Consider the following 23,682-nt stretch of genomic DNA (forward strand, 5'->3'; position numbering starts at 1 on the left):
ACACCGACCCCGGCGAGCGGACTGCGCACGGCGGCGGCGATCCTGAGCCGGGGCCGGTCCTCCCGGTGCTCGAACTCACCGTCCGCGAGGACCGCCAGCATCAGCCGCAGATCCTCCACCGTCGTGGCCAGCGGGCCGTTCTCCGACATCCCGAACCAGTCGCCGTGGCCGATCCCGGCCGGCACCACCCCGTGCCCGGGCTTCAGCGTGACCAGTCCGCAGTTCGCGGCCGGGATGCGCAGCGAGCCCATGCCGTCGTTGCCGAGCGCGAGCGGCACCAGTCCCGCGGCGACCGCCGCCGCGCTGCCGCCGGAGGAGCCGCCCGCCGTGCGGGAGAGGTCCCATGGATTGCGGGCGGTGCCGTACGGGCCCTCAGTGGTGCCGAAGACGCACAGCTCGGGCACGTTCGTCAGCCCGACGACCACCGCACCGGCCGCCCGCAGCCGGGCCACCGTCACATGATCCTGGGCGGCCGGGGTGTCCGGCGTGGCGGCGGAGCCGTTGCGGGCGGCCTCGCCGCGTACCGCCAGGTTGTCCTTGACCGCCAACGGCACGCCCGCGAGGGGGAGTCCGGTCAGGTCCGCACGTGAGGCGACCTCGTCGGCCTCGACGAGCGCCGCCTGTGATCGCACCGTGCGGAACGCCCCGATCCGGCCGTCGAGCCGTTCGATCCGCGCGAGATGCCCGGCCACCACCTCCCGGGGCGTGACCCGCTTCTCACGGACGGCGGCGGCGATCTCGACGGCACTCCGGCCGGCCCAGCTGCTCACGGGCGCTCCTCGCTACTCATCGGTACGGACGACGGGTAGGAGAACTCTGCACGGTGGGGAGCGGTACGTCGAGAGGCCGTGGCCGCCCACGGCTCCGAGGGTCTCGGAGGTCTCGGCGGCTGCGGCGGCTGATGCGTGGTTGTCGGTCTGGCCCTCCGGCGCGAGGCTGGGAGGAAGGCGGCGGCCTCCGCCCGCCCGCAACGGCGCCCCGCCGCCGTCACCCACCGCCGGCCGGCACCGCGACCACAGGGAGCACCCCGCATGCATGACGACCGCACTCTGGTGGAAGCCCGCCTCAGGCGCGTCCTGGACGAACGCCTCCGCCCCGCCGTGTACCCGCAGTCCGTGCCGCTCCGGGTCGCGGTGTGGCACGCGCCCGGCGAACCCGTGCCGGTCGCGCAGGGGCTCGCCGCCGAGCCCGAGCCGACCGAGGTGGGCACCCGGTGGGGTGCTCCCTGGGGCACCAGCTGGTTCCGGGTGACCGGAACCGTGCCCGAGGCGTGGGCCGGCCGGACCGTCGAGGCGCTGCTGGACCTGGGCTTCGACGAGAACATGCCCGGCTTCCAGTGCGAGGGGCTGGTCTACCGGCCCGACGGCACCCCGGTGAAGGGCCTCAACCCGCGCAACCAGTGGGTGCGGATCGGCGCGCCCGTCGCGGGCGGCGAGCGGGTGCGCCTGCACATCGAGGCCGCCTCCAACCCGGTCGTCCTGGGCCACCCTCCCTTCCGGCCCACCCCGCTGGGCGACAAGGAGACCGCGGGCGGCGAGCCGCAGTACACGCTGACCCGCATGGACCTCGCCGTCTTCGACGAGACCGTGTGGCAGCTGGTGCTGGACCTGGAGGTGCTCGGTGAGCTGATGGCCGAGCTGCCCGTGGACTCCGCGCGCCGGCACGACATCCTGCGCGCGGCCGAACGGGCCCTGGACGCCGTCGACCTGCAGGACGTGAACGGCACCGCCGAACGGGCGCGGCAGCGGCTGACCGGTGTGCTGTCCGCGCCCGCCGTGCCGTCGGCGCACCGGATCAGCGCGGTCGGGCACGCGCACATCGACTCGGCCTGGCTGTGGCCGCTGCGCGAGACGGTGCGCAAGGTGGCCCGTACGGCGTCCAGCATGACCGCGCTCGCCGAGGACGAGCCGGAGTTCGTGTTCGCCATGTCCCAGGCCCAGCAGTGGGCCTGGGTGAAGGAGCACCGGCCCGAGGTGTGGGCGCGGCTGAAGAAGGCCGTGGCGGAGGGCCGGTTCGTGCCGGCCGGCGGGATGTGGGTGGAGTCGGACACCAACATGCCCGGCTCGGAGGCGATGGCCCGGCAGTTCGTGCACGGCAAGCGGTTCTTCCTGGACGAGTTCGGCATCGAGAACGAGGAGGCGTGGCTGCCGGACACGTTCGGCTTCGCCGCGGGCCTGCCGCAGATCATCAGGGCGGCCGGTGGCAAGTGGCTGCTGACGCAGAAGATCTCCTGGTCGCAGACCAACGGGTTCCCGCACCACACCTTCCACTGGGAGGGCATCGACGGCACCCGGATCTTCACCCACTTCCCGCCCGTCGACACCTACAACTGCTCGATGCACGGCAGCCAACTCGCGCACGCGGCCCGCAGCTTCCGGGACAAGGGCCGGGCCCGGCACTCGCTGGCGCCGACCGGCTGGGGCGACGGGGGCGGCGGCACCACCCGTGAGATGGTCGCCAAGGCGGCCCGGCTGCGCGACCTGGAGGGCTCACCCGCCGTCACGTGGGAGACACCGCGCGCCTTCTTCGAGAAGGCCCAGGCCGAGTACCCCGAACCTCCGGTCTGGGTGGGCGAGTTGTACCTCGAACTGCACCGCGCCACCCTCACCAGCCAGGCGAGGACCAAGCAGGGCAACCGGCGCGGCGAACACCTGCTGCGCGAGGCCGAGCTGTGGGCGGCCACGGCGGCCGTACGCACCGGATTCCCCTACCCGTACGGGGAACTGGACCGCATCTGGAAGACGGTCCTGCTGCACCAGTTCCACGACATCCTGCCCGGCTCCTCCATCGCGTGGGTGCACCGGGAGGCCCGGGCGACGTACGAGCGGATCGCCGCCGAACTGGACGGGATCATCGGCGCGGCGCAGCGGGCCCTGGCCGGCGACGGCGGCACCGCGCTCGCCTTCAACGCGGCCCCGCACGCCCGTCACGGGGTCACGGCGGGCGGCGCCGCCCCGCCCGCCGTGACCGGACACACCCGGCTCGCCCCCCGTCGGGACGGCGGGTTCACGCTGGACAACGGGCTGCTGCGGGTCACCGTCGACGCCCGGGGCCTGGTCGTGTCCGTCCACGACCCCGCCGCCGGCCGCGAGACCGTCGCGCCCGGCCGCGCCGCGAACCTGCTCCAGCTCCACCCGGACTTTCCCAACATGTGGGACGCCTGGGACGTCGACTCCTTCTACCGCAACACCGTCACCGACCTCACCGACGCCGAGTCGGTGACGGCCGGCGAGGACGGCGCCTCGGTGCGGGTAGTCCGGGCCTTCGGCTCCTCCCGGGTCACCCAGCTGCTGACCCTGCCGCCCGGGGAACGGCGGCTGGTCATCGACACGGAGGTGGACTGGCACGAGACGGAGAAGTTCCTGAAGCTCGCCTTCCCGCTCGACCTGCACACCGAACGGTACGCGTCCGAGACCCAGTTCGGGCACGTCTTCCGGCCCACCCACACCAACACCTCATGGGAGTCGGCCAAGTTCGAGGCCTGCAACCACCGCTTCGTCCACCTGGAGGAGCCGGGCTGGGGCGTGGCGGTCGTCAACGACTCGACGTACGGCCACGACGTGACCCGCACGGTCCGCACCGACGGCGATCGCGGTACGACCACCACGGTCCGGGTCTCCCTGCTGCGCGCCCCGCGCTTCCCCGACCCCGAGACCGACCAGGGCGTCCACCGCTTCCGGCACGCCCTGCTCCCCGGCGCCTCGATCGGCGACGCGGTCCGAGAGGGCTGGCGCGTCAACCTGCCCGAACGCCGGCTGACCGGCGCCCGGGAGGTCGCCCCGCTGGTCACGGTCGACAACGACGCGGTGGTGGTGACGGCGGTGAAGCTCGCCGACGACGGCACCGGGGACGTCGTCGTCCGCTTCCACGAGGCCCACGGCGGCCGCGCCCGGGCCACCCTCACGGCCGGTTTCCGGGTCGCCGGGGTCACGGTGACGGACCTGCTGGAACGGCCGTGGGACGAGGGGGCGCCGGTGCCGGACGGCGACCGCGTCACCGTACGGCTGCGCCCGTTCGAACTGGTGACCTTGAGGCTGCGCAGGGCGTGAACCCGCCGCAAGGCACCCACCCACCGCCGGGCGAGGCCGCCCGCGCCCGGCGGTGGGGCTTGGCCCCGCCCGGGCACCGCCCCGATGATGTGCCGATGCGACGAAGAAGGGCGCCCGACAACTCCTGGGCCGCGGAACCTGATCCCCTGTTGGCGCTCGCCCGGAGGGACCTGGCGTTCTACGCGCGGGCCTCCGGCCGTGCCAGACGGCTGCACCACGCCACCGAACTCGGCGCTCTCCTCACGACGTCGGTGACCGTGGTGGCCGCCGGACTGCACGCTCCCGCCTGGCTGACCGCGCTGATCGCGGGCGGCGCCGTCTTCTTCACCGGCATGCGCCAGCTGTACGGCGCCGGTTCGCGCTGGGTGCTGGCCGCGCAGGCACGGGAGTCGCTGCGCCGGGCGATCGACCGCTACCTGCTCCTGCCGGAGTCCGGGCGGGACGCGGCGGCCCGGCAGGCGTTGCAGACGGTGGTCGAGGAGGTCGGCGCGAGCGAACTGCGCGCCTGGTCCGAGGCGCAGGGCGGCCGACCGGAGACGCCCGTGCCACCGGTGGGAGCCTGACCGGGGGACCGGTCAGGGCCCAGCCGGGCCCTCAGCCCCTCCACCGCCTCACCGGGGGCCCGTCTGCCTTCGGGGCCTACGACCTCTGCGCCACGCCCGCCAGCCGCGTCGGCGGGAGGTACTCCCGCACGAACGTCCGCTCCCAGCAGGCCCCCGTCTCGCGCAGTTCCCGCCAGGTCGTGTACCGGTAGCGGAACAACCGGGCCCGGACGTAGCGGGGCGGGGTGTCCGGCGGGAACGGGGAGCGGCGCAGCAGCTTCAGCGTGTCCCGGTCGTTCTCCAGCAGGCGTTCCACCAGCGCCCCGAACCAGTCGCCGGCATAGGCCGGCGACAGCGCCGCGAACCACATCAGCCAGTCCAGGCGCAGGTGGTAGGGGGCGAACTGGCGCGGCCAGCGCCGGGGGTCGCCGGGCTTGCCCTTGAACGCGTACTCCCGCCAGCCTGAGTCCGGGTGCGGGGTGTCGTCCAGCGTGCCCTCGACCACCACCTCGTAGCGCACCCGGCTGACGCTGCCGAACGCGCCGTAGGTGTTCACCAGGTGCAGCGGGTCGAAGGAGCGGTTCATGACCTGGCGCCGGGAGACCATGTTCAGCACCGGGCTGCGGCTCAGGACGACCAGCAGGGCGGCGACCGCGAGCACCAGCACCTCGTACCACAGCGGGGCCGCCGGCACGGACGGCGCCGTGACCGGCAGCCGCAGCGCGGACAGGGCCAGCACGATGGTGATCCAGTTCAGCCACGAGAAGTTGCCGGACAGCACCAGCCACAGCTGAGTGACGATCATCAGCGCGGCGGCGGCCGACGCGATCGGCTGCGGGGCGAACAGCAGGACCGGCACGACCAGCTGGGTGACGTGGTTGGCGGCCACCTCCACCCGGTGCAGCGGCCTCGGCAGGTGGTGGAAGAACCAGCTGAGCGGGCCCGGCATCGGCTGGGTCTCGTGGTGGTAGTCCAGACAGGTCAGCCGGCGCCAGCAGGCGTCACCGCGCAGCTTGATCAGCCCGGCGCCGAACTCCACCCGGAACAGGATCCAGCGCAGCAGGAACAGCACGACGACGGGCGGCGCCACCTCGTCGTTGCCGAGGAACGCGGCCAGGAAACCCGTCTCCAGCAGCAGCGACTCCCAGCCGAACGCGTACCACGTCTGGCCCACGTTGACGATCGACAGGTACAGCGCCCACGGCACCAGCCACAGCAGGATCCCCGCCCACGCCGGCAGTGCCGAGTCCGCCCCGGCCAGCAGGGCGGCGGCCACCGCGCACCCCGTCCAGGCGCACGCGGCGAAGAAGCGGTCGGAGTAGTGCAGGTGGAACACGCTGGGGGCGCGCCGGAACCGCACCCGGGCGACGAAGCGGGGGATCGGCAGCATGCCGCGCTCGCCCAGCAGCGCCCGGAACTGCAGGGCCGCCGCCGCGAACGCGACCAGGTACAGGGCCGCCAGCGACCGCTGGAGGACCAGCCGGCTCAGCCAGTAGTCGGGTGCGGTGAACCAGTCCACGACCGTACGCGCCTCCTGTGCGGGGACACCGGCGCCGCTCTCGCCGCGGCGGTCCCCGAGTTGCCAGGCGAAGCCGGGCGATGCCAACAATAGGGCGTAATCACCCACAGTGATGCGGAGTGTGCGGTGCGGATACCCACCCGATCGATCGTCCCGGCCTGCGCGTTCCTGGTGACGCTCCTGGCCGCGGGCTGCGCGGGCACCGGCGTCAAGCAGACCAGGGCCGGGGAGCCGGTCCTGCTGCAGGCCGCCGGCGAGCGGGGGCCCGGGCCCTTCACCGAGTCCACCGACACGGGAGTTGCGAGGACCGGAACACCGCGGGCCACCGCGCCGGTCCAGCCCGGCGACGTGGAGGCGCCGCTGCGTGCGGCGCGCACCGTGTCCGGCGCGACACCCGGCCTGTACCGGGGCTCCCCGCGCGTCGCCGGCTGCGACATCGAGCGGCACATCCGCCGGCTGACGGCGGACGAGGCCAGGGCCCAGGCCTTCGCCGGGGCGGCCGGTGTCACCCGGGAGGACCTCCCCGGCTATCTGCGCGGTCTGACCCCGGTCGTCCTCGGCGCCGACACCCGCGTCACCAACCACGCCTACCGCGACCACCGGGCGTCCGGTTTCCAGGCCGTGCTGCAGGCCGGCACCGCCGTCCTCGTCGACGACCGGGGCGTGCCCCGGGTGCGCTGCGCCTGCGGCAACCCGCTGGACCAGCCCGCGCCGACCCGTGGCGGGGCCGATGCCCGCGGCACCCTGTGGGCCGGCTACCGGCCGAACCAGGTGATCGTGGTGGCCCCCGCGTCCCGCACCGTCACCAGCCTCACGATCGTCGACCCCGCGACCCGCACCTGGATCCAGCGCCGGACCGGCCCCGACGTCCGCCGGGACCGGGTCGTACCCGCGCCCCCGGGAGCCTCCACCAGCCCCGCCGCCCCCGACCCCACGGACGCCGGAGCGGCGGTCACCGGGCAGCCCAGCGCCGAGGAGAGCGGTTCGCCCGCGTCCCCCGGCCGCACCGGGGTGCCGCCGTCGCCGTCCGTCCCCGTGGTGCCGGGCCGCCGCAGCGGCACCCCGGACCGGAACACGGCCACCGCCGCCACGGACCCGCCGTCCCCCGGCCCCGACCCCGCCCTCTCCCTCGTCCCCGCCCTCTCCCTGGCCCCCTCCGGCGAGACCGGCAGGCCCCGGGCCCCGGACGCCCCCGACCGTGCCGGCCTGTCCCCGTCCGGCCCGTCCCCGTCACCATCCGCCCCGTCCCCGTCCGGCCCGTCCCCCTCCGGATCCGGTACGGCGACCCCCCGTACGACCGGCACGGCCGGCACGACGGGCCCCGGCGGCTCCGTACCCGCCGGCCCCGCCGACGGCGACTGAGCCCCGGGCCAGGCCGCCGATCAAGTCGAAGAATCCGCCGGATCCTGGCAGTCTGGGCCCCATGGCCGATCGGGGCCCGAGCGCCCTGTCACTCCCGGAGGACTGGCCCGCACACCCGGACCCGATCCTCGCGCTCAACCGCATGGGCAGCTTCGACTGGGACCTGGACGCCGGTCTCTTCCACATGGACGCCCAGGCCTTCCGGGTCTTCGACCTGCGGCCCGACGAGTACGACGAGCGCCCGGAGAGCCTGGCCGTCCGGGTGCCCCCGCCGGAGGCGGCCCGGCTGGACGCGGTCGTCGCCAACGCGATCAAGGACGGCAGCGAGAACTACGGCACCTACTTCCGCATCCGCTGCCGTGACGGCACCCTGCGCTGGACCCACACCCAGGGCTACATCCGGCGCGACGCGACCGGCCGCCCGCGCCGCGTCGTCGGCATCGTCCGCGACGCCACCGAGGAACTCGCCGACAGCGCCGCCCGCAGCCTGCGCGCCGCCCAGGACGAGGCCTTCCGGCAGCAGACCGGTGTCGTCCAGGTCATCTCCGCCGCCCTCGCCCACGCCCGCAGCGTCCAGGACGTCATCGACGTCCTCAAGGACACCCACGGCGTCCGCCACCTGGGCGCGGCCAGCCTGGTCATGGGCCTGGTGGAGGCGGGCCGGATCCGGCTGGTGGCCGAGGGCCCCGCGGGCGCCTCCGTCCCCGGTACCCGGATCACCCGGATCGACGAGCCGTACCCGATGAGCGAGGTCGTGCGCACCCTCAGCCCCCGGTTCATCGAGTCCCCGGAGGAGTTCGCCACCGGCTACCCGATCCTCTGGCCGCACCTCACCGACCTGCACGTCACCTCGGCCGCCTATCTGCCGCTGATCGCGCAGGCCCGTCCGATCGGCGCGATGGGCCTGCTCTACGACGACCGGCGCGGCTTCTCCGCCGAGGAACGCGCGGTGCTGGTCGCCCTGGGCGGCAGCATCGCGCAGAGCCTCATGCGGGCCATGCTCTACGAGCAGGACAAGGATCTCGCCCAGGGACTGCAGCAGGCCATGCTGCCCCGCAGCATCCCCAGCGTCCGCGGCGCCGACATCGCGGTCCGCTACCGCTCGGCCGCTCTCGGCCGGGACATCGGCGGCGACTGGTACGACCTCATCCCGCTGCCCGGCGGCACCTCGGGGGGAGGCCGGGTCGGCGCGGTCATCGGCGACGTCCAGGGCCACGACACGCACGCGGCGGCCGTCATGGGGCAGCTGCGGATCGTGCTGCGCGCCTACGCCGCCGAGGGCCACACCCCGGCCACCGTGATGGCCCGCGCCTCCGTCTTCCTGCACGAACTCGACACCGACCGGTTCGCGACCTGCCTGTACGCCGAGGCCGACCTGTCGACCGGGGTCGTCCAGGTGGTCCGCGCCGGGCACATCGACCCGCTCGTCCGGCACAGCGACGGCAGCTGCGCCCGGGTCACCGTCGAGGGCGGACTGCCGCTCGGGCTGTCCGCCGAGTTCCGCCGGCTGGAGTACCCGGTCGCCACCCTCGAACTCGATCCCGGGCACACCCTGCTGCTGTGCACCGACGGGCTCGTCGAACAGCCCGGCACCGATCTCGACGACGGCATGCGCGGCCTGGCCGCAGTCGTCGCGGACGGCCCGGACGACGTGCGTGACCTCGCCGACCGGCTGATCCAGCTGTCGGAGGAGCAGGGCGGCGAGGACGACGTGGCCCTGCTCCTGCTGCGCCGCTGCGCCCCCGGCACCGCGCCCGCCGGAGGCCGGCTGCGGCAGCAGGTCGCGTCCGGCGACCCGGAGGCTCTCGCCCGGGCCCGGCACATGATCCGTGCCGCGGTCCGCGCCTGGGGGGCCCGCGACCGCGCCTACGAGATCGAGCTGGCCGCCGACGAGCTGATCACCAACGCGCTGATGCACACCGAGGGGCCGGCGATCGTCACCCTGCGCGCCCTGTCCGGCGGCGGCCGCCGGCTGCGCATCGAGGTCGAGGATCCCTCCAGCGCGCTGCCCCGGCGCCGGGACGCCGGGGAGAGCCGGGTGTCCGGCCGCGGTCTGCTTCTGGTGGACCGGCTGGCCGACGGTTGGGGCGTGGAGGCGCGGGGCGGCGGCAAGGCGGTGTGGTGCGAGTTCCGGCTGCCGTGAGGCACCGGCCGGGCGGTCCGCAGGGCGTTGTCGGTGCCGGGTGGCACTCTGGACGTATGCCGGAACTGCCCGAGGTGGAAGCGCTGACGGAATTCCTGACCGAGCACCTGGCCGGCCGCCGGGTGGTGCGGGTGCTGCCGGTCGCGGTCAGCGTCCTGAAGACCTACGACCCGCCGGTCACCGCCGTCGAGGGCGGCACGGTGACGGCCGTGCGCCGGCACGGCAAGTTCCTGGACCTGGGGACGGACGGCGGGCTGCACCTGGTGGTCCACCTGGCCCGCGCGGGCTGGCTGCACTGGAGGGACCGGCTGCCGGACGGCCCGCCGAAGCCCGGCAAGGGACCGCTGGCGCTGCGCGTGGCGCTGGAGAACGGCGAGGGCTTCGACCTGACCGAGGCCGGCACCCAGAAGCGGCTCGCGGTGTACGTCGTCCACGACCCGCGGGAGGTTCCGGGCATCGCCCGGCTGGGTCCCGACCCGCTCGCCGCCGACTTCGACGAGGACCGCCTCGCCGCCCTCCTCAAGGACGAGCGGCGGCAGCTGAAGGGCGCCCTGCGCGACCAGTCGCTGCTCGCGGGCGTCGGCAACGCCTACAGCGACGAGATCCTGCACGCGGCCGGGATGTCCCCGTTCAAGCTGGCCGCCTCCCTCACGCCCCAGGAGACCCACCGGCTGTTCACGGCACTGCGCGAGACGCTCACCCAGGCGGTCGAACGCTCCCGGGGGGTGGCGGCCGGCCGGCTGAAGTCGGAGAAGAAGAGCGGCCTGCGTGTCCACGGCCGGACCGGCGAGCCCTGTCCGGTGTGCGGCGACACCATCCGCGAGGTCTCCTTCAGCGATTCCTCGCTGCAGTACTGCCCGACCTGCCAGACGGGAGGCAAGCCGCTGGCCGACCGCCGGCTGTCCCGCCTGCTGAAGTGAGGGCGGGCCGCGCCGCACGTGCCCGGCCCGGTCCCGGGCGCCGTCACCGTGCCTCCACGGTGACCAGGCGTTTCCCCTCCGCCGTGCGCACCTCGTAGCGCGCGATCTGGTCCGGGTGCATCGCCGCCGCGCCCATCGTGGTGGTGGGCCGGGCGCCGTCGCCGGGGTTGGTCCAGCCGGCGACCACCTGTTCGCTGCCGTCGCGGCCGACCGCGACCAGCCGGCAGGTGTGCGCCCCGGAGCCGTCCTTGACCTCCAGGCGCAGGTCGCTGCCCCAGTCCTGGTCGGCGGAGGTGACCCGCGCCCACACCCCGGTGTGCGGATCGGTCGCCGCCGCGACCCGGGACCCGGCCGGCTCCGGGTGGCCGGAGAAGGCCACGATCCCCGGACCGGCCACGGCCAGCACCACCGAGGCGGCCAGTCCGTACAGCAGCCGGCGGCGCCGCGCCCGGTGCCGCTGTGCCAGCTCGCCGAGCAGCCGGTCCAGCAGTCGGGGGCCGGGCTGTGCCATGGGGTGCACGAAGCGCGGCGTGGCCCGGCGGTACAGCATCAACTGCCGGGCCGCGGGCCCGAATTCGGTCACGTGTGCCGCGCACCGAGGGCACTCCATGAGGTGGTCCTCGAAGCGGAAGGCCTCCGCCTCGTCCAGCACGCCGAGCGCGTAGGCGCCGACGTCGCGATGCCTTTCCAGGGACCTCATGCCGAATCCTCGTGCCGAAGGGTGGGGGAAGGGTTACTCCTTGCTCCCACCCGTACGCAGCCGACCGCCGAATCACTCAAGCCGCGCGCAGAATCACGGGCTAGAGATTCGGAGCGGGCCGGCCCGCGGATTGGTGTGAATTCCGGAAGGTTCAGAAGAGGTGGATCGCCAGGTGCCCGAGGGGCAGTCCGAGCCGCCAGGCCGGGGTCCACACCTTCGGCCCGTCGTCCTCCCCGAACACCGCGCCGCCGCCCGGTACCGCGTCCAGGTCCGGAGCGAGCAGCTCGGTCTCCTCCAGCCACCGCCAGGCGTCGGCCGCCAGCGCCAGGTCGGGGTCGGGGGCGTCCGCGCCGGCCGCCCGCGCGGTCAGCTCGGCCATGCGCGCCCGCACCCAGTCCCGCCAAGGCTGGTCGTAGGCGGTCAGCGACAGCCAGTTCTCCAGCTGGGAGATCACCCGGATGCCGGACAGCTCCCCGTCGGTGTCGGACAGGAAGACGGTCAGGGCCAGCGCGTCCCGTCCGGCCCGGAACTCGAACGACGTCGGTGGCATCAGATCGCCGGTGCGCAGCAGCTCGTCGGCGATGTACTCGGCGTACAACCAGGCCATGGGGACGGCCAGTTCACCGCCGTCGGCGCCGTCCGTGCTCTCGTGCCCTCTGTGCAGCATCCCTTCCTGCCCTTCCTCCGGTGCGTGCGCGTTACCCGATCCCCGGGGCCGCCCCCGACCGGAACGCGGATGAGGACAGCCCATTGCCCGGACGGGGGCCGCAGCAAGGCGCTTTACCGAGGTTTGACCAGGCTTCCGGTTTCACTGCAGGTCGGCCGCATAACCCGGAAGGACCCGGCGCAGGGCGCGCAACGCGTAATACGCGCGGGATTTCACCGTACCGGGTGGAATGCCCAGGGTCTGCGCCGCTTCCGCCACACTGGCCCCGCGGAAGTACACGAGTACCAGGACGTCACGGTGCTCCGGCGTGAGTGTCTTCACAGCCTCCCGGACGTCGAGCACCGCCGCGGCCCGCTCGGCGTGGTCGGCGGTCACCCGCGCGTCCTCGGGGACCTCGTCGCCGGTCTCGGGCGGCCGTGCCTGCCGGGCCCGCCGGGCGTCGATGGCCAGCCGCCGGGCCACGGTGAGCAGCCAGGGCCGGACCGAGTCGAAGCCCTCGGCGTGCAGCGCCTCGGGGTGCTGCCAGGCGCGCACCAGGGTCTCCTGCACGAGGTCCTCGGCGCGCTGCCTGTCCCCGTCGCAGAGCCTGAACAGCAGGGCGAACAGGGGGCCGCCGTGCTTGCGCTGGAGCGCGGCCAGTTCGTGCCCGGCGGTCGTCGTCCCGTGGGTGAGTGAGGTTCCGGCCGTCATGGCCGTATCGCAGCGCAGGGTGCCGCCCGCCGACAGGGGGCGGGCCGGGTTCTGCGACGGACGGTCGATCGCGTCGGCGAACGGTCGGCCGAGCGGTGCGCCGGGACACCGGACGGGCTAATGACCGCGCCCGGGCTGTTTATCCGATACGTGAGATTCATACCCATATGCCCGTCACGGCTTCGTCTGTATATACGACAATCTTGGGGTGAGCTGATGATCGGACGCAGACAGCAGGTGGCTCTGGCCCTGACCGCCGTCCTCGCGGCCGGGGCGGCCTGCCAGAACCAGCACCGGGAGACCGGTACCGAGGGACGCTCGGCGCCCGCCGCGCCCGGCGGCTTCACCCTCGTCGCCTCCGGGGACGTCCTGCCGCACACCTCCGTCATCGAACGGGCCGCCTACGACGCGGGCGGCGACGGCCACGACTTCCGGCCCATGCTGTCCGGCGTCGCACCGGTCGTCTCCGGCGCCGACCTGGCGCTGTGCCACATGGAGACCGTCTACGGCGCCGACGGCGACTACGCCGGGTACCCCGTCTTCAAATCCCCGCCGCAGATCGCCGCGGGCCTCGCCGCGACCGGCTACGACGGCTGCTCCACCGCCTCCAACCACGCCCTGGACGACGGGGCCGCCGGCATCCGGCGCACCCTGGACGCCATGGACAGGGCCGGACTGAGGCACTCGGGGACCGCCCGCACCGAGGCCGAGGCCCGCTCGGTGACGATGCTGCGGGCGGGCTCGGCCAGGGTGGCCCACCTGTCGTACACCTTCGGCACCAACGGCAACCCGATGCCGCCCGGACAGCCCTGGGCGGTGAACCTGATCGACGCCGACCGGATGATCGCCGACGCCCGCGCCGCCCGGCGGGGCGGCGCCGACGTGGTCGTGCTCTCCGTGCACTGGGGGACCGAGTGGCAGGACGAGCCCGACCGGCTCCAGCTCTCCCTCGCCCAGCGGCTCACCGCCTCGGCCACCGACGGCCACCCCGACATCGACCTGATCCTCGGCACCCACGCCCACGTCCCGCAGGCCTACGAGAAGGTCAACGGCACCTGGGTGGTCTACGGGATGGGCGACCAGATCGCCGGCGAGATGTACAACGGCGACGGCGCCCAGGACCCGCGCGGCAACGAGTCCACCCTGGGCCGCTTCACCTTCGCCCCGCCCGCCCGGCCGGGCGCGGCCTGGCGGGTCACCAGGGCCGAGTTCGTCCCGCAGCTGTACGACCTCGACGCCGGCCGCGTCCTCGACCTCAACCACGCCATCGCCCAGGGTGCCGAGCTGGAGGCGGTGCGCGACCGCATCCGGAACGTCGTGCTCAGCCGGGGGGCCGCCCAGGACGGCCTGGTCATGGCCGAGTGATCAGCTCCGGCCGGCGCGCTCCCCGGTGGCCAGCACCGAGCGCCGGTAGGAGTAGCCGAAGTAGACCACGCAGCCGATCAGGAACCACACCGCGAACCGCACCCACGTCTGCCACTGCAGGAACGTGATCAGCCAGATCGAGAAGAGCACACCCAGTGCGGGCACCACGGGCATCCCCGGCGTCCGGAAGGAGCGCGGCAGCTCCGGCTGCCGGTAGCGCAGCACGATCACCGCCGTGCACACCACCACGAACGCCAGCAGGATGCCGATGTTGGTCAGCTCGGCCGCCTCGCCGATCGGCACGAACCCGGCGATGGCGGCCGAGGCCACCCCCACGATCCAGGTCACACGGGTCGGCACGTGCCGCGTCGGGTGCGTCTTGGCGAACCAGCGGGGCAGCAGCCCGTCCCGGGACATCGAGAACCACACCCGGGTCACGCCCAGCATGAACGTGAACATCACCGTGAGGATGCCGATGATCGCGCCGACCGCGATCACGTCCGCCAGCGCACCGAGCCCCACCGACTTGAACGCCGTCGAGAAGCCGCTCTCCTTGTCGATGTCCTTGTAGTTCTGCATGCCGGTCAGCACCAGGCAGGCCGCCACGTACAGGACCATGGAGATCACCAGCGAGTAGATGATCGCCTTCGGCATGTGCCGCTGGGCGTCCTTCGACTCCTCGGCCGCCGTCGACATCGCGTCGTAGCCGAACACCGCGAAGAACACCGTCGCGGCACCCGTGAACGCCCCGCTGATGCCGAACGGGAAGAACGGGGTGTAGTTGGCCGAGTCGATGTGGAACACGCCCACGCCGATCACCAGCAGCACCACCAGCACCTTCAGTGCGACCACGAAGGTCTCGAAGCGGGCCGCGCTGCGGATCCCCTGGTTCAGCAGCCACGCGATCAGCACGCACAGCACGGCCGCGAACAGGTCGACCCGGTGCCCGGAGCCGGTGCCGGGCGCGCCCAGCATCCAGGCGGGCAGGTGCGCGCCCATCGCCTCGACCAGGAAGCCGAAGTAGCCGGAGATGCCGATGGCCACCACGGCCACGATCGCGGTGTACTCCAGCAGCAGGTCCCAGCCGATGAACCAGCCCGCGAACTCGCCGAGCACCGCGTACCCGTACGTGTAGGCCGAACCCGCCTTCGGGATCATCCCGGCGAACTCGGCGTACGACAGCGCGGCGCAGGCGCTCGCGACACCGGCGATCAGGAAGGACACCAGCACCGCGGGCCCCGCCGTGCCGTTCGCCACCGTACCGGCCAGTGTGAAGATGCCCGCGCCGATGATGCCGCCGACCCCGATGGCGGTCAGCTGCCAGAGCCCCAGTGACTTGTCCAGCCGGGTGCCCTCGCCGACCTCGGTCTCCTCGATGTGCTCGATGGGTTTGCGGCGGAGAATCCCCTCGCCCGCACGGAGCTTGGCCATACGCCTCACCTCTTCGCCGACGGCAAACGGCTGACGGCGGATCATGATGGCTCAGCACGGACCCACAGGGAAGACGCCACGCACGACGGCCGGCCGGGCCCGCGACCGTGGCTTCCTACGGTACGACCGTCACCGGCCAGCGGCCCGTCTTCACCAGGCGGACCGCCACCGAGCCGATGATCCGGTGGCCGGCCTGCTCCGAGGCCCCCACCACGACCGCGTCCGCCTTCAGCTCGTCCGCCGCCGTGACCAGCCCGTTGTAGGGGTCGCCGCGGAAGGTGTGGAACTCCCAGCGCACCTCGAACATCCCCTTGAGCCGCTCCGCGGCCTCCCGGATCTGCGCGACCAGGTCCTCGGCGATCTCGTCGGTGGTCTCCGCCACCGGCGCCCCGAGCGCCGCCCCGGCGGCGAGCACCGGCTGCACGTACACCACCGCGAGCAGCGCGTGCTGGCGCCGGGCCAGCCCGGCCGCGTACGCGGCCGCCCGCATCGAGGAGTCGGAGCCGTCCACGCCGACCACGATGACCTTCGGACCGTCCGTGCCCCGCTCGAACCGGTGGGCGGGCGAGTGCTGCTCGTGCTGTTCCGTCACGGCCGCGAGGCTATCGGAACCGGCCGCTGCCGAAGAAGCGCCGGCCGCCCGGACCGCTCGACGGGCGAGCCACGGCCCCCCTTCCTAGAGTCGGAACATGACCGCCACCGCGGACCCCGCCGCCGGCGGGGACGCCACGGCCCCGGCCCGCCCGCCCGCCTCCGGGCGCCTCGGCCGGGTCCCGGAAGCCTTCGCCACCCTCTTCGCCGCCCTCGGCCTGCTGTGCGCCCTGCTCGCGGTCGTCCCCCCGCTGCGCGGCCCGCTCCGCCCGGTCGTCCGCACCCTCGACCTGCTCCTGGTCCCCATCAGCGCCAACCTCGCCTACGCCGTCTTCCTGTTCCTGCTGGCCGGCGCCACCGCCGCCCGCAAGAAGGCCGCCTGGTGGCTGGTCGTCGTCTACCTCGGCCTGCTCGTCCTCGCCGACGCGCTCGGCGCGGCCGCCGGCCTGTACGCCGCGTCACTGCCGTCCCTGGTGCTGTGCGCGCTGCTGCTGCTCGTGCTCGTCGCGGCCCGCCGCGAGTTCTACGCCGCCTCCCGGCGCGGCGCCGTGTGGCGGGCCCTGGCCGTGCTGCTGGCCGGGCTGGCCGTGGCGATCCTGCTCGGCTGGGGCCTGGTGCTGCTCTTCCCGGGCACGCTCCCGGCCGGCCAGCACCTGGCCTGGGCGGCCGACCGGGTGTGCGGCGGACTGGTCCCGGCCGCCTCCTTCGCCGGCCGCCCGCCGCACGAGATCACCTTCCTGCTCGGCCTGTTCGGTGCCCTCGCCCTGCTCAACGCCGCCGCCGCGCTGTTCCGCTCGCAGCGCCTGGAAGCCGCCCTGCACCCGGAGGAGGAGGCCCGCGTCCGCGCCCTGCTGAAGGCGTACGGCGAGCGGGACTCCCTCGGCTACTTCGCCACCCGGCGCGACAAGGCCGTCGTCTTCTCGCCCAGCGGCAAGGCGGCCGTCGCCTACCGTGTCGAGGCCGGGGTCTGCCTGGCCGGCGGGGACCCCGTCGGCGACCCGGAGGCCTGGCCGCACGCCATCGGCGCCTGGCTGGACGTGGCCCGCCGGCACGCCTGGGTGCCCGCCGTGATCGGCGCCTCCGAGGCCGGCGCCCGCGCCTACGCCCGCGCGGGCCTGGGCGCCCTGCAGCTCGGCGACGAGGCCATCGTGCACGTGGCCTCCTTCGACCTCGAGGGCCGCGACATGCGCGTCACCCGGCAGGCCGTGCACCGGCTCCGCCGCAGCGGGGCCGTCTGCCGTATCCGCCGCCACGCCGGCCTCACCGAACGCGAGATGGTGGAGATCGTCGGCAAGGCCGACGCCTGGCGCGACACCGAGACCGAGCGCGGGTTCTCCATGGCCCTGGACCGGCTCGGCGACCCCGCCGACGGCGACTGCCTGCTCGTGGAGGCCCTCGGCGAGGGCGGCCGGCTGCTCGCCCTGCTCTCCTTCGTGCCCTGGGGCCGCGAGGGGATCTCCCTGGACCTGATGCGCCGTGACCGGGCCGCGCCCAACGGGGTGATGGAGTTCATGGTCGCCGAACTGTGCGCCGCCGCCCCGAAACTGGGCGTGCGCCGCGTCTCGCTGAACTTCGCCGTCTTCCGCTCGGTCTTCGAGGAGGGCGCCCGCATCGGCGCCGGACCGGTCCTGCGCCTGTGGCGCCGGCTGCTGCTGTTCCTCTCGCGCTGGTGGCAGCTGGAGGCGCTGTACCGCTCCAACGCCAAGTACCGCCCCGAGTGGTTCCCCCGCTTCCTCTGCTACGCCGACACCGCCTCCCTCGCCCGCATCGGCCTCGCCTCCGGCATCGCCGAGGGCTTCGTCTCCGTACCCAGCTTGCGCAAACTCTGGGGAAAGGGGCACCCGGACACCGGACGGCGGCCCGCCCCCGCGGCGGTGCCGCCGTCCGGGCCGGCGCTCGGCCTCGACGGAGGGGACCAGGCCGGGCCCGCCGCCCCGGACGCGGGCCTGCCCGAACAGGTCCGCGTCCGGTACCGCACCCTGGACCGGCTGCGCGCCGCCGGCACGGACCCCTACCCGGTCGGCGTCCCCGCGCCGACCCACGCCCTCGCCGACGTCCCGCCCGGCGCGGACGTCACCGTCGCCGGACGCGTCCTGCTGGTCCGCGACTTCGGCGGCATCGTCTTCGCCGTGCTGCGGGACTGGTCCGGCGACCACCAGATCGCCCTCACCCGCGACGCCTGCGGCCCGGACCTCGACCGCTTCACCGCCGACACCGACATCGGCGACCACCTCACCGTCACCGGCCGCGCCGGCCTGTCCGACTCGGGCGAACCCACCGTCTTCGCCGCCTCCTGGCAGCTCACCGGCAAGTGCCTGCACCCGCTGCCCGACAAGCACCGCGGCCTGACCGACCCCGAGGCCAGGGTCCGCCGCCGCCACCTGGACCTGATCACCAGCCCCGACGCCCGCGCCGTCGTCCGCACCCGCTCCGCCGCCGTACAGGCCGTGCGCCAGGGCCTGCTGGACCGCGGCTACCTGGAGGTCGAGACCCCGGTGCTCCAGCAGGTCCACGGCGGGGCCAACGCCCGCCCCTTCACCACCCACAGCAACGCCTACGACCTCGACCTGTACCTGCGCATCGCCCCCGAGCTGTACCTGAAGCGGCTGTGCGTCGGCGGTCTGGAGCGGGTCTTCGAACTGGGCCGCACCTTCCGCAACGAGGGCGTCTCCCACAAGCACAATCCCGAGTTCACGATGCTGGAGGCCTACCAGGCCCACGCCGACTACGACGTCATGCTCGACCTCGCCCGCGAACTGATCCAGGCCGCGGCGACCGCCGCCTTCGGCTCCCCGGTGGTCCGCAAGGACGGTGCCGAGTACGACATCTCCGGGACCTGGCCGGTCAGGACCGTGTACGGGGCGCTCTCCGAGGCGGTCGGGGAGGAGCTCGGGCCCGGCACGGAACTACTGCGGCTGCACCGGCTGTGCGACCGCACCGGGGTGCCGTACACCGCCGACGACGGACCCGGTGACGTGGTGCTGGAGATGTACGAGCGGCTGGTCGAGCACCGGACCGGACCCCCCGTCTTCTACAAGGACTTCCCCACCGACGTCTCCCCGCTGACCCGGCGGCACCGCACCGACCCGCGGCTCGCCGAACGCTGGGACCTCGTGGCCTTCGGCACCGAACTCGGCACCGCCTACTCGGAGCTGACCGACCCCGTCGAACAGCGCCGCCGGCTCACCGAGCAGTCGCTGCTGGCCGCCGGCGGCGACCCGGAGGCCATGGAACTGGACGAGGACTTCCTCCAGGTGCTCGCCTACGCCATGCCCCCGACCGGCGGCCTCGGCCTCGGCGTCGACCGGCTCGTCATGTTCCTCACCGGCCTGACGATCCGCGAGACACTGCCGTTCCCGCTGGTGCGCCGCCGCTGACCTCCGGCGGCCCCCACCCGCTCGGACAGGTGTTCCCGGGCGTACGGCCACTGCGCCGTCCGGGTGCAATCGGCCGCCGCGCCGGTGCCGTCGTGGCGCCCCGGCCCCCGGTGGGCGACTGATAAGTCATGCAGAAGGATCAGTTGTTCACGCGGCGCCGGATGCTCCTCGCCGGCGCCGCCGCTCTGGGAGCGGCGGGCACCGCCGGGATCGTCGTGGCGGCGGGCGGCGAGGAGACCGGCCGGACCGCCGCGGCCCCGGTCGCCGGCCCGCAGGCCCGCCAGGCCCTCAAGCCCTCCGCCTTCCGGCTCCAGCCGCTCACCGGGGACGCGCCGCCGCGCGCCGTGCCCCGCAGGCTGAAGGTGCGTGACGAACCCGTCCTGCGGATCTCCGGAGGCGGCCGGCGCATGGTGCTGACCTTCGACGACGGCCCGAATCCGGAGTACACCCCGCACATCCTGGACACCCTCGCCAAGTACCGCGTACGGGCGATGTTCTTCGTGTGCGGCGAGTGCGTCGTGGAGAACAGGGAACTGCTCGCCCGGATGGCCGACGAGGGCCACGTGGTCGGCAACCACACCTGGACCCACCCGCTGCTGACCGAGCTGGACCGCCACGAGATCCGCTCGGAGATGGAGAGCACCAGCGACGCCATCGAGGACGCCTACGGGCAGCGCCCGCAGTGGTTCCGCGCGCCCTACGGCGCCTGGAACCGCGCCGCGTTCCAGCTGGGCGCCCAGATGGGCATGGAGCCGATGGCCTGGACGGTGGACACCACCGACTGGATGGAGCCCGGCACCGACACCATCGTGGACCGGGTGGAGAGCGGCGCCGCCCCCGGGGTCGTGGTGCTGTCCCACGACGCCGGGGGCGACCGTACGCAGACCGTCCGGGCGATCCGGGAGTGGCTGCCCTACCTGATCGACTCCGGCTACCACCTCACCGTGCCGGCGCGGCGCGCCTGACGGTTCCCGGGCCTCACCGTCCCGTCCGGCCGCGGCGGTTCACATGACCGCGGCCAGACGGGCGAAGACGACGACGTTGCCCTCGTAGCCGTTCTGCTTCGTGAAGCCGCCTCCGCAGGTGATGACCCTCAGCTCGGGCGTGCCCTTGGAGCCGTACACGCGGTCGCCGGGGAAGTTGTTCTTCGCGAAGACCTCGACCCCGTAGATCTCGAACACCGCGGTCCTGCCGTCCTGGCGCAGGACCTCGACCTGGTTGCCCTTCTGCAGTGCCCCGAGGCCGTAGAACACCGCCGGGCCCTGCTTGTTGTCGACGTGTCCGACGATGACCGCGGTGCCCTTCTCACCCGGGGACACCGCGCCGGTGAACCAGCCGGCCAGCTGGGGGTTCTCCGGCGGCGGCGCCGCGACCCAGCCGTCCGCGTCCAGCCCGACCTGCACGACCGGCGCGTCCACGCGGATCACCGGGATGCGGACCCGCTGCACGGGGGAGAACGGCAGGGCGGTGGGCGCGGGCGCGAACGTGCCCAGCGTGGCGCGGGTGTCCGGGGCCGCCGCCGAGGCGGGCTGCGGCGGCCCGACGTCGAACTCCCCGGAACCGTTGCGGATCAGGGCCAGACCGGTCAGCAGAACGAGCGCTATCACGCCCCAGGGGGCGCGCTTCCTCCGCCGCTCCTCCTCTTCGGCCAGCAGGGCCAGCTTGGACGCAGACATTCGCCATCCCCTCTCGACGCGGTCGCCGCCACGCCCGTCGCGCATGGGAAAACGCTAAGTCCCGCGCGGGCGGCGGGCGACGGGGCGATCGGCGAACGGGTGGCCCCCCGCACGCTCGGTGCGCCATCCGAGTTGCCGTTCCCAAGATTTTTCTGACGGTCCGTGACCTGCGGCAATATCCGATTGTCCGGTTGTCTGTCGGCGTGTCGGATCACCGGGACGGACCATTCTCGACATGCGGGCGTGTTCCGCGCGTCCGAGGGTCTGTACGGGAGGTGATTTCTCGCCGATCCACCGGGGACGGGACCCGGTGACCTCCCGCGGAGGATCACATGCGCAACCAACGTGCCCTGGCGGCGGCGTGCACCACGGTCGCCGTGCTCGGGCTCGCCGCCCCCGTGGCTGTCGCGGACGGCATGGGCAACGGGGGCGGCCCGAGCAGCACCGACAACACCACCGTCATCGTGCCCGGCACCGGCAACATCGGCACCTTCAGCGGGGGTGGCGTCGTCCCCGGCACCGGCAACGTGGGCGGCAACGGCCACTTCAACGGGAACGGCAACGGGAACTTCAACGGCAACGGGAACTTCAACGGCAACGGCAACGGCAACGGCAACTTCAACGGCAACGGCAACGGGAACTTCAACGGGAACGGCAACGGCAACGGCCGTCAGGGCTTCGGCAACGGCCGCGGGGGCGAGGGCGGGAACAACGGCCGCGGGGGAGAAGGCGGGAACAACGGCCGCGGCGGAGAGGGCTTCGGCAACGGCCGCGGCGGAGAGGGCGGGAACAACGGGCGCGGAGAACGCGGGGAGCGCGGAGACCGCGGAGACCGCGGGGACGACTTCGGCCGCGGGGACGAGGGCCGCGGCGACAGCTTCGGCAACTCCCGCGACATCTTCGTCACGCCGGACATCGTGCCCGCCGGCGGCCGCGTCACCATCATCGTGAACGGCTGCCGCAGTGGTACGGCGAGCTCCGACGCCTTCGGCGTGACCCGGCTGGAGTCGTTCCGCGACGACACCGCGCGCGGTGTCGCCACCGTCGACCGCGAGGCCCGCCGCGGCCGCTACGACGTCACCGTCCGCTGTGACGGCCGCACCATCACCCGCCGCGACGCGTTCACCGTGATCGGCGGGGTGAACGGCGGTCTCGGCGGCAGCAGGACCGGCGGCGCGACGCCCACCGACATGGCGATCGGCGGCGGTCTGGTGGGCTCGGCGGTGATCGGCGGGGGAGCCTTCTGGCTGCGCCGCAGGAACGAGAAGCGCATCTGACGCCCCGGTGCGCCGCCGGTGCGGGAGGCGCCCGTGACGCCCCGGTGCGCCGCGGGGCCGCCGGATCCGACCCCGTCCCCCAGCCCGCGTACCCGACAGGCCTTCGCCCCGGTTCCTCGTGGAAGCGGGGGCGAAGGCCTGTCCCGGCCGGTGTGCCGGCGGGGCTATCCGCCGGCGCCGGGGAACAGGCTGAGGAACGGCTCCGCGGTCACCGCGATGCCGCGGCTGTAGGGCGCGTCGAAGTCCCAGATCAGGAACAGCATGAAGGCGATGGTCGCGGAGAACAGCCCGGCCAGGACCAACTCGCGCCGGGTGCGCCGGATCTGGAGCGCGAACACCATGCCGATGGTGATCAGCGCTCCGGTGAGCAGCCCCCACCACACCACCGGCGGCATGGTGGCCCCGGTGGCGTCGGCCCGCGCGTTGCGCGCCTGGTCGGCGGTGGCCAGCTGGTCCAGCAGCGGCTGGTAGGCCTGCGCCTCGAAGTCGTTGCGCGGCTGGTAGTCGGTGACGTCCGCCCGCACGGTCCGCAGCAGTTCGGTGCCGCGGTCCGTGACGCGCTCCTGGTCCGCCATCGTCCGCCACTCGCTGTGCACGACGTACCCCACGTAGGCGTCCACGTCGGCGCGGATGCGGTCCCGGATGTCCGGTGGGTAGACCCGCACCCGCTCCGAGATCTCGTGCAGCGCCTGGGCTTCGGTCTGGACGTGGTCCTCGGCGCTGTTGCGGGCCTCCCAGACGCCCGCGATGGCGAGGCCCAGCACGATGGCGTAGATGACGCCGATCCACATCGTCATGTACTCGATGACGTCCGGGGTCTCGCTCGGATCCTCGTCCTCGGCGGCCGTCCGGTGCCGCAGCAGCGTGATGACGACCACCACGGCGCAGGCCCCCAGCATCGCGAGGACGAGAACAAGCCAATCCGACAACTGGTGCCTCCAGGGTGAGCGGGCCGGCGCGTCAGCGCGGGCGCAGCGCCGCGACGGCGACGATCGCGGGGATGGTGATGAGCAGGACGTAGGTGACGGGCGAGGTGTGACCGCGGGCGGGGTGGCCGACGGCGTGCGGGTGGTACGCCGGGAAGCCCACCGGGGTCACGGAGGGCCGCGGGGCGGGCCGGGGCGCCGGCTTCGGCCTGGGGGCCGGTGCGGGTGCCGGCGGCGGGGCGGGCGGTGGCGGGGGCGCGGGTGCCGGGGGAGCCGGCGGCGCCGGGGCGGGCCGGGGCGGGCGCGGCGCGGGTGCCGGCACCGGCGGCGGTTCAGGTGTCGGCGTCGGCTTCGGGGTGGGGGTCGGCTCCGGCGGGGGCGGGGGCGGAGGCGGAGGCGGGGGCGGTGGCTCGGGCGTCGGCGTGGGGGTGGGGGTGGGCGTCGGCG

At 73.9% G+C, this 23,682-nt stretch carries 18 protein-coding genes and 1 pseudogene; 9 read left to right on the forward strand and 10 right to left on the reverse strand.

The window, feature by feature from the left end; genetic code table 11:
* Positions 1–770 (reverse strand): annotated as a pseudogene (locus tag IE312_RS40525) (amidase); the annotation flags it as partial.
* A gap of 261 nt (positions 771–1,031) precedes the next feature.
* Here IE312_RS40525 and IE312_RS17230 point away from each other — a divergent pair.
* Complete coding sequence (locus tag IE312_RS17230) at positions 1,032–4,049, forward strand: alpha-mannosidase (protein WP_189982695.1); 3,018 nt, start codon at positions 1,032–1,034, stop codon at positions 4,047–4,049.
* Positions 4,050–4,144: 95 nt separating this feature from the next.
* Positions 4,145–4,612, forward strand: a complete 468-nt coding sequence (locus tag IE312_RS17235) for a DUF4231 domain-containing protein (protein WP_189982764.1) — start codon at positions 4,145–4,147, stop codon at positions 4,610–4,612.
* Between the two features lie 76 nt (positions 4,613–4,688).
* On the opposite strand, the gene IE312_RS17240 is transcribed toward IE312_RS17235, so the two are convergent.
* Positions 4,689–6,110 carry a lipase maturation factor family protein gene (locus tag IE312_RS17240; RefSeq protein WP_189982762.1) on the reverse strand — a complete coding sequence of 474 codons (1,422 nt, stop codon included), beginning with the start codon at positions 6,108–6,110 and terminating at the stop codon, positions 4,689–4,691.
* Positions 6,111–6,236: 126 nt separating this feature from the next.
* On the opposite strand from IE312_RS17240, the gene IE312_RS17245 reads away from it, so the two are divergent.
* The 3 genes from IE312_RS17245 to IE312_RS17255 all read left to right on the forward strand — a co-directional run bounded on the left by IE312_RS17245 (position 6,237) and on the right by IE312_RS17255 (position 10,535).
* On the forward strand, positions 6,237–7,472 hold the full coding sequence (locus IE312_RS17245) for a DUF6777 domain-containing protein (protein ID WP_229899954.1): 1,236 nt from the start codon (positions 6,237–6,239) through the stop codon (positions 7,470–7,472).
* A gap of 61 nt (positions 7,473–7,533) precedes the next feature.
* The gene (locus tag IE312_RS17250; protein WP_189982697.1) at positions 7,534–9,615 is read left to right on the forward strand and encodes a SpoIIE family protein phosphatase; all 2,082 of its coding nucleotides are present in this window, start codon (positions 7,534–7,536) and stop codon (positions 9,613–9,615) included.
* A 56-nt stretch (positions 9,616–9,671) separates the two neighbouring features.
* Positions 9,672–10,535, forward strand: a complete 864-nt coding sequence (locus IE312_RS17255; RefSeq protein WP_189982698.1) for an Fpg/Nei family DNA glycosylase — start codon at positions 9,672–9,674, stop codon at positions 10,533–10,535.
* Between the two features lie 43 nt (positions 10,536–10,578).
* Here the strand turns inward: IE312_RS17255 and IE312_RS17260 are convergent, their stop codons facing one another.
* The 3 genes from IE312_RS17260 to IE312_RS17270 all read right to left on the reverse strand — a co-directional run bounded on the left by IE312_RS17260 (position 10,579) and on the right by IE312_RS17270 (position 12,592).
* Positions 10,579–11,235 (reverse strand): zf-HC2 domain-containing protein, encoded by a 657-nt coding sequence (locus tag IE312_RS17260; protein ID WP_189982701.1) that lies wholly within the window; start codon positions 11,233–11,235, stop codon positions 10,579–10,581.
* A 151-nt stretch (positions 11,236–11,386) separates the two neighbouring features.
* Positions 11,387–11,902: a hypothetical protein gene (locus IE312_RS17265; protein ID WP_189982702.1), complete on the reverse strand. Its 516-nt coding sequence runs from the start codon at positions 11,900–11,902 to the stop codon at positions 11,387–11,389.
* Positions 11,903–12,043: 141 nt separating this feature from the next.
* Complete coding sequence (locus IE312_RS17270; protein WP_189982704.1) at positions 12,044–12,592, reverse strand: sigma-70 family RNA polymerase sigma factor; 549 nt, start codon at positions 12,590–12,592, stop codon at positions 12,044–12,046.
* A 216-nt stretch (positions 12,593–12,808) separates the two neighbouring features.
* Here IE312_RS17270 and IE312_RS17275 point away from each other — a divergent pair, with 216 nt between their 5' ends.
* The gene (locus IE312_RS17275; RefSeq protein WP_189982706.1) at positions 12,809–13,957 is read left to right on the forward strand and encodes a CapA family protein; all 1,149 of its coding nucleotides are present in this window, start codon (positions 12,809–12,811) and stop codon (positions 13,955–13,957) included.
* On the opposite strand, the gene IE312_RS17280 is transcribed toward IE312_RS17275, so the two are convergent.
* Both IE312_RS17280 and IE312_RS17285 read right to left on the reverse strand, forming a co-directional pair.
* Complete coding sequence (locus IE312_RS17280; RefSeq protein ID WP_189982708.1) at positions 13,958–15,388, reverse strand: amino acid permease; 1,431 nt, start codon at positions 15,386–15,388, stop codon at positions 13,958–13,960.
* A gap of 115 nt (positions 15,389–15,503) precedes the next feature.
* Positions 15,504–15,980 carry a universal stress protein gene (locus IE312_RS17285; RefSeq protein ID WP_189982710.1) on the reverse strand — a complete coding sequence of 159 codons (477 nt, stop codon included), beginning with the start codon at positions 15,978–15,980 and terminating at the stop codon, positions 15,504–15,506.
* A 97-nt stretch (positions 15,981–16,077) separates the two neighbouring features.
* Between IE312_RS17285 and lysX the strand changes: the two genes are divergently transcribed.
* Together lysX and IE312_RS17295 are read left to right on the forward strand one after the other, a co-directional pair.
* Positions 16,078–19,356: a bifunctional lysylphosphatidylglycerol synthetase/lysine--tRNA ligase LysX gene (gene lysX, locus IE312_RS17290; RefSeq protein WP_189982712.1), complete on the forward strand. Its 3,279-nt coding sequence runs from the start codon at positions 16,078–16,080 to the stop codon at positions 19,354–19,356.
* Positions 19,357–19,484: 128 nt separating this feature from the next.
* A complete protein-coding gene (locus tag IE312_RS17295) occupies positions 19,485–20,321 on the forward strand; it encodes a polysaccharide deacetylase family protein (RefSeq protein ID WP_189982714.1) in 837 nt (278 codons plus the stop codon).
* 39 nt (positions 20,322–20,360) lie between these two features.
* Here IE312_RS17295 and IE312_RS17300 read toward each other — a convergent pair whose 3' ends face one another.
* A complete protein-coding gene (locus tag IE312_RS17300; protein ID WP_189982716.1) occupies positions 20,361–21,032 on the reverse strand; it encodes a class F sortase in 672 nt (223 codons plus the stop codon).
* Positions 21,033–21,364: 332 nt separating this feature from the next.
* On the opposite strand from IE312_RS17300, the gene IE312_RS17305 reads away from it, so the two are divergent.
* Positions 21,365–22,309 (forward strand): hypothetical protein, encoded by a 945-nt coding sequence (locus IE312_RS17305; RefSeq protein ID WP_189982718.1) that lies wholly within the window; start codon positions 21,365–21,367, stop codon positions 22,307–22,309.
* Between the two features lie 164 nt (positions 22,310–22,473).
* Here the strand turns inward: IE312_RS17305 and IE312_RS17310 are convergent, their stop codons facing one another.
* Both IE312_RS17310 and IE312_RS43810 read right to left on the reverse strand, forming a co-directional pair.
* Entirely contained in the window at positions 22,474–23,238 is a 765-nt protein-coding gene (locus IE312_RS17310; RefSeq protein WP_189982720.1) for a bestrophin-like domain, read from the reverse strand.
* 31 nt (positions 23,239–23,269) lie between these two features.
* The gene (locus IE312_RS43810) at positions 23,270–23,398 is read right to left on the reverse strand and encodes a hypothetical protein (protein ID WP_268254321.1); all 129 of its coding nucleotides are present in this window, start codon (positions 23,396–23,398) and stop codon (positions 23,270–23,272) included.
* Between the last annotated feature and the right edge of the window lie 284 nt (positions 23,399–23,682).

It is taken from the genome of Streptomyces capoamus, from assembly GCF_014654935.1.
GTDB classification, from domain to species: Bacteria; Actinomycetota; Actinomycetes; order Streptomycetales; family Streptomycetaceae; genus Streptomyces; species Streptomyces capoamus.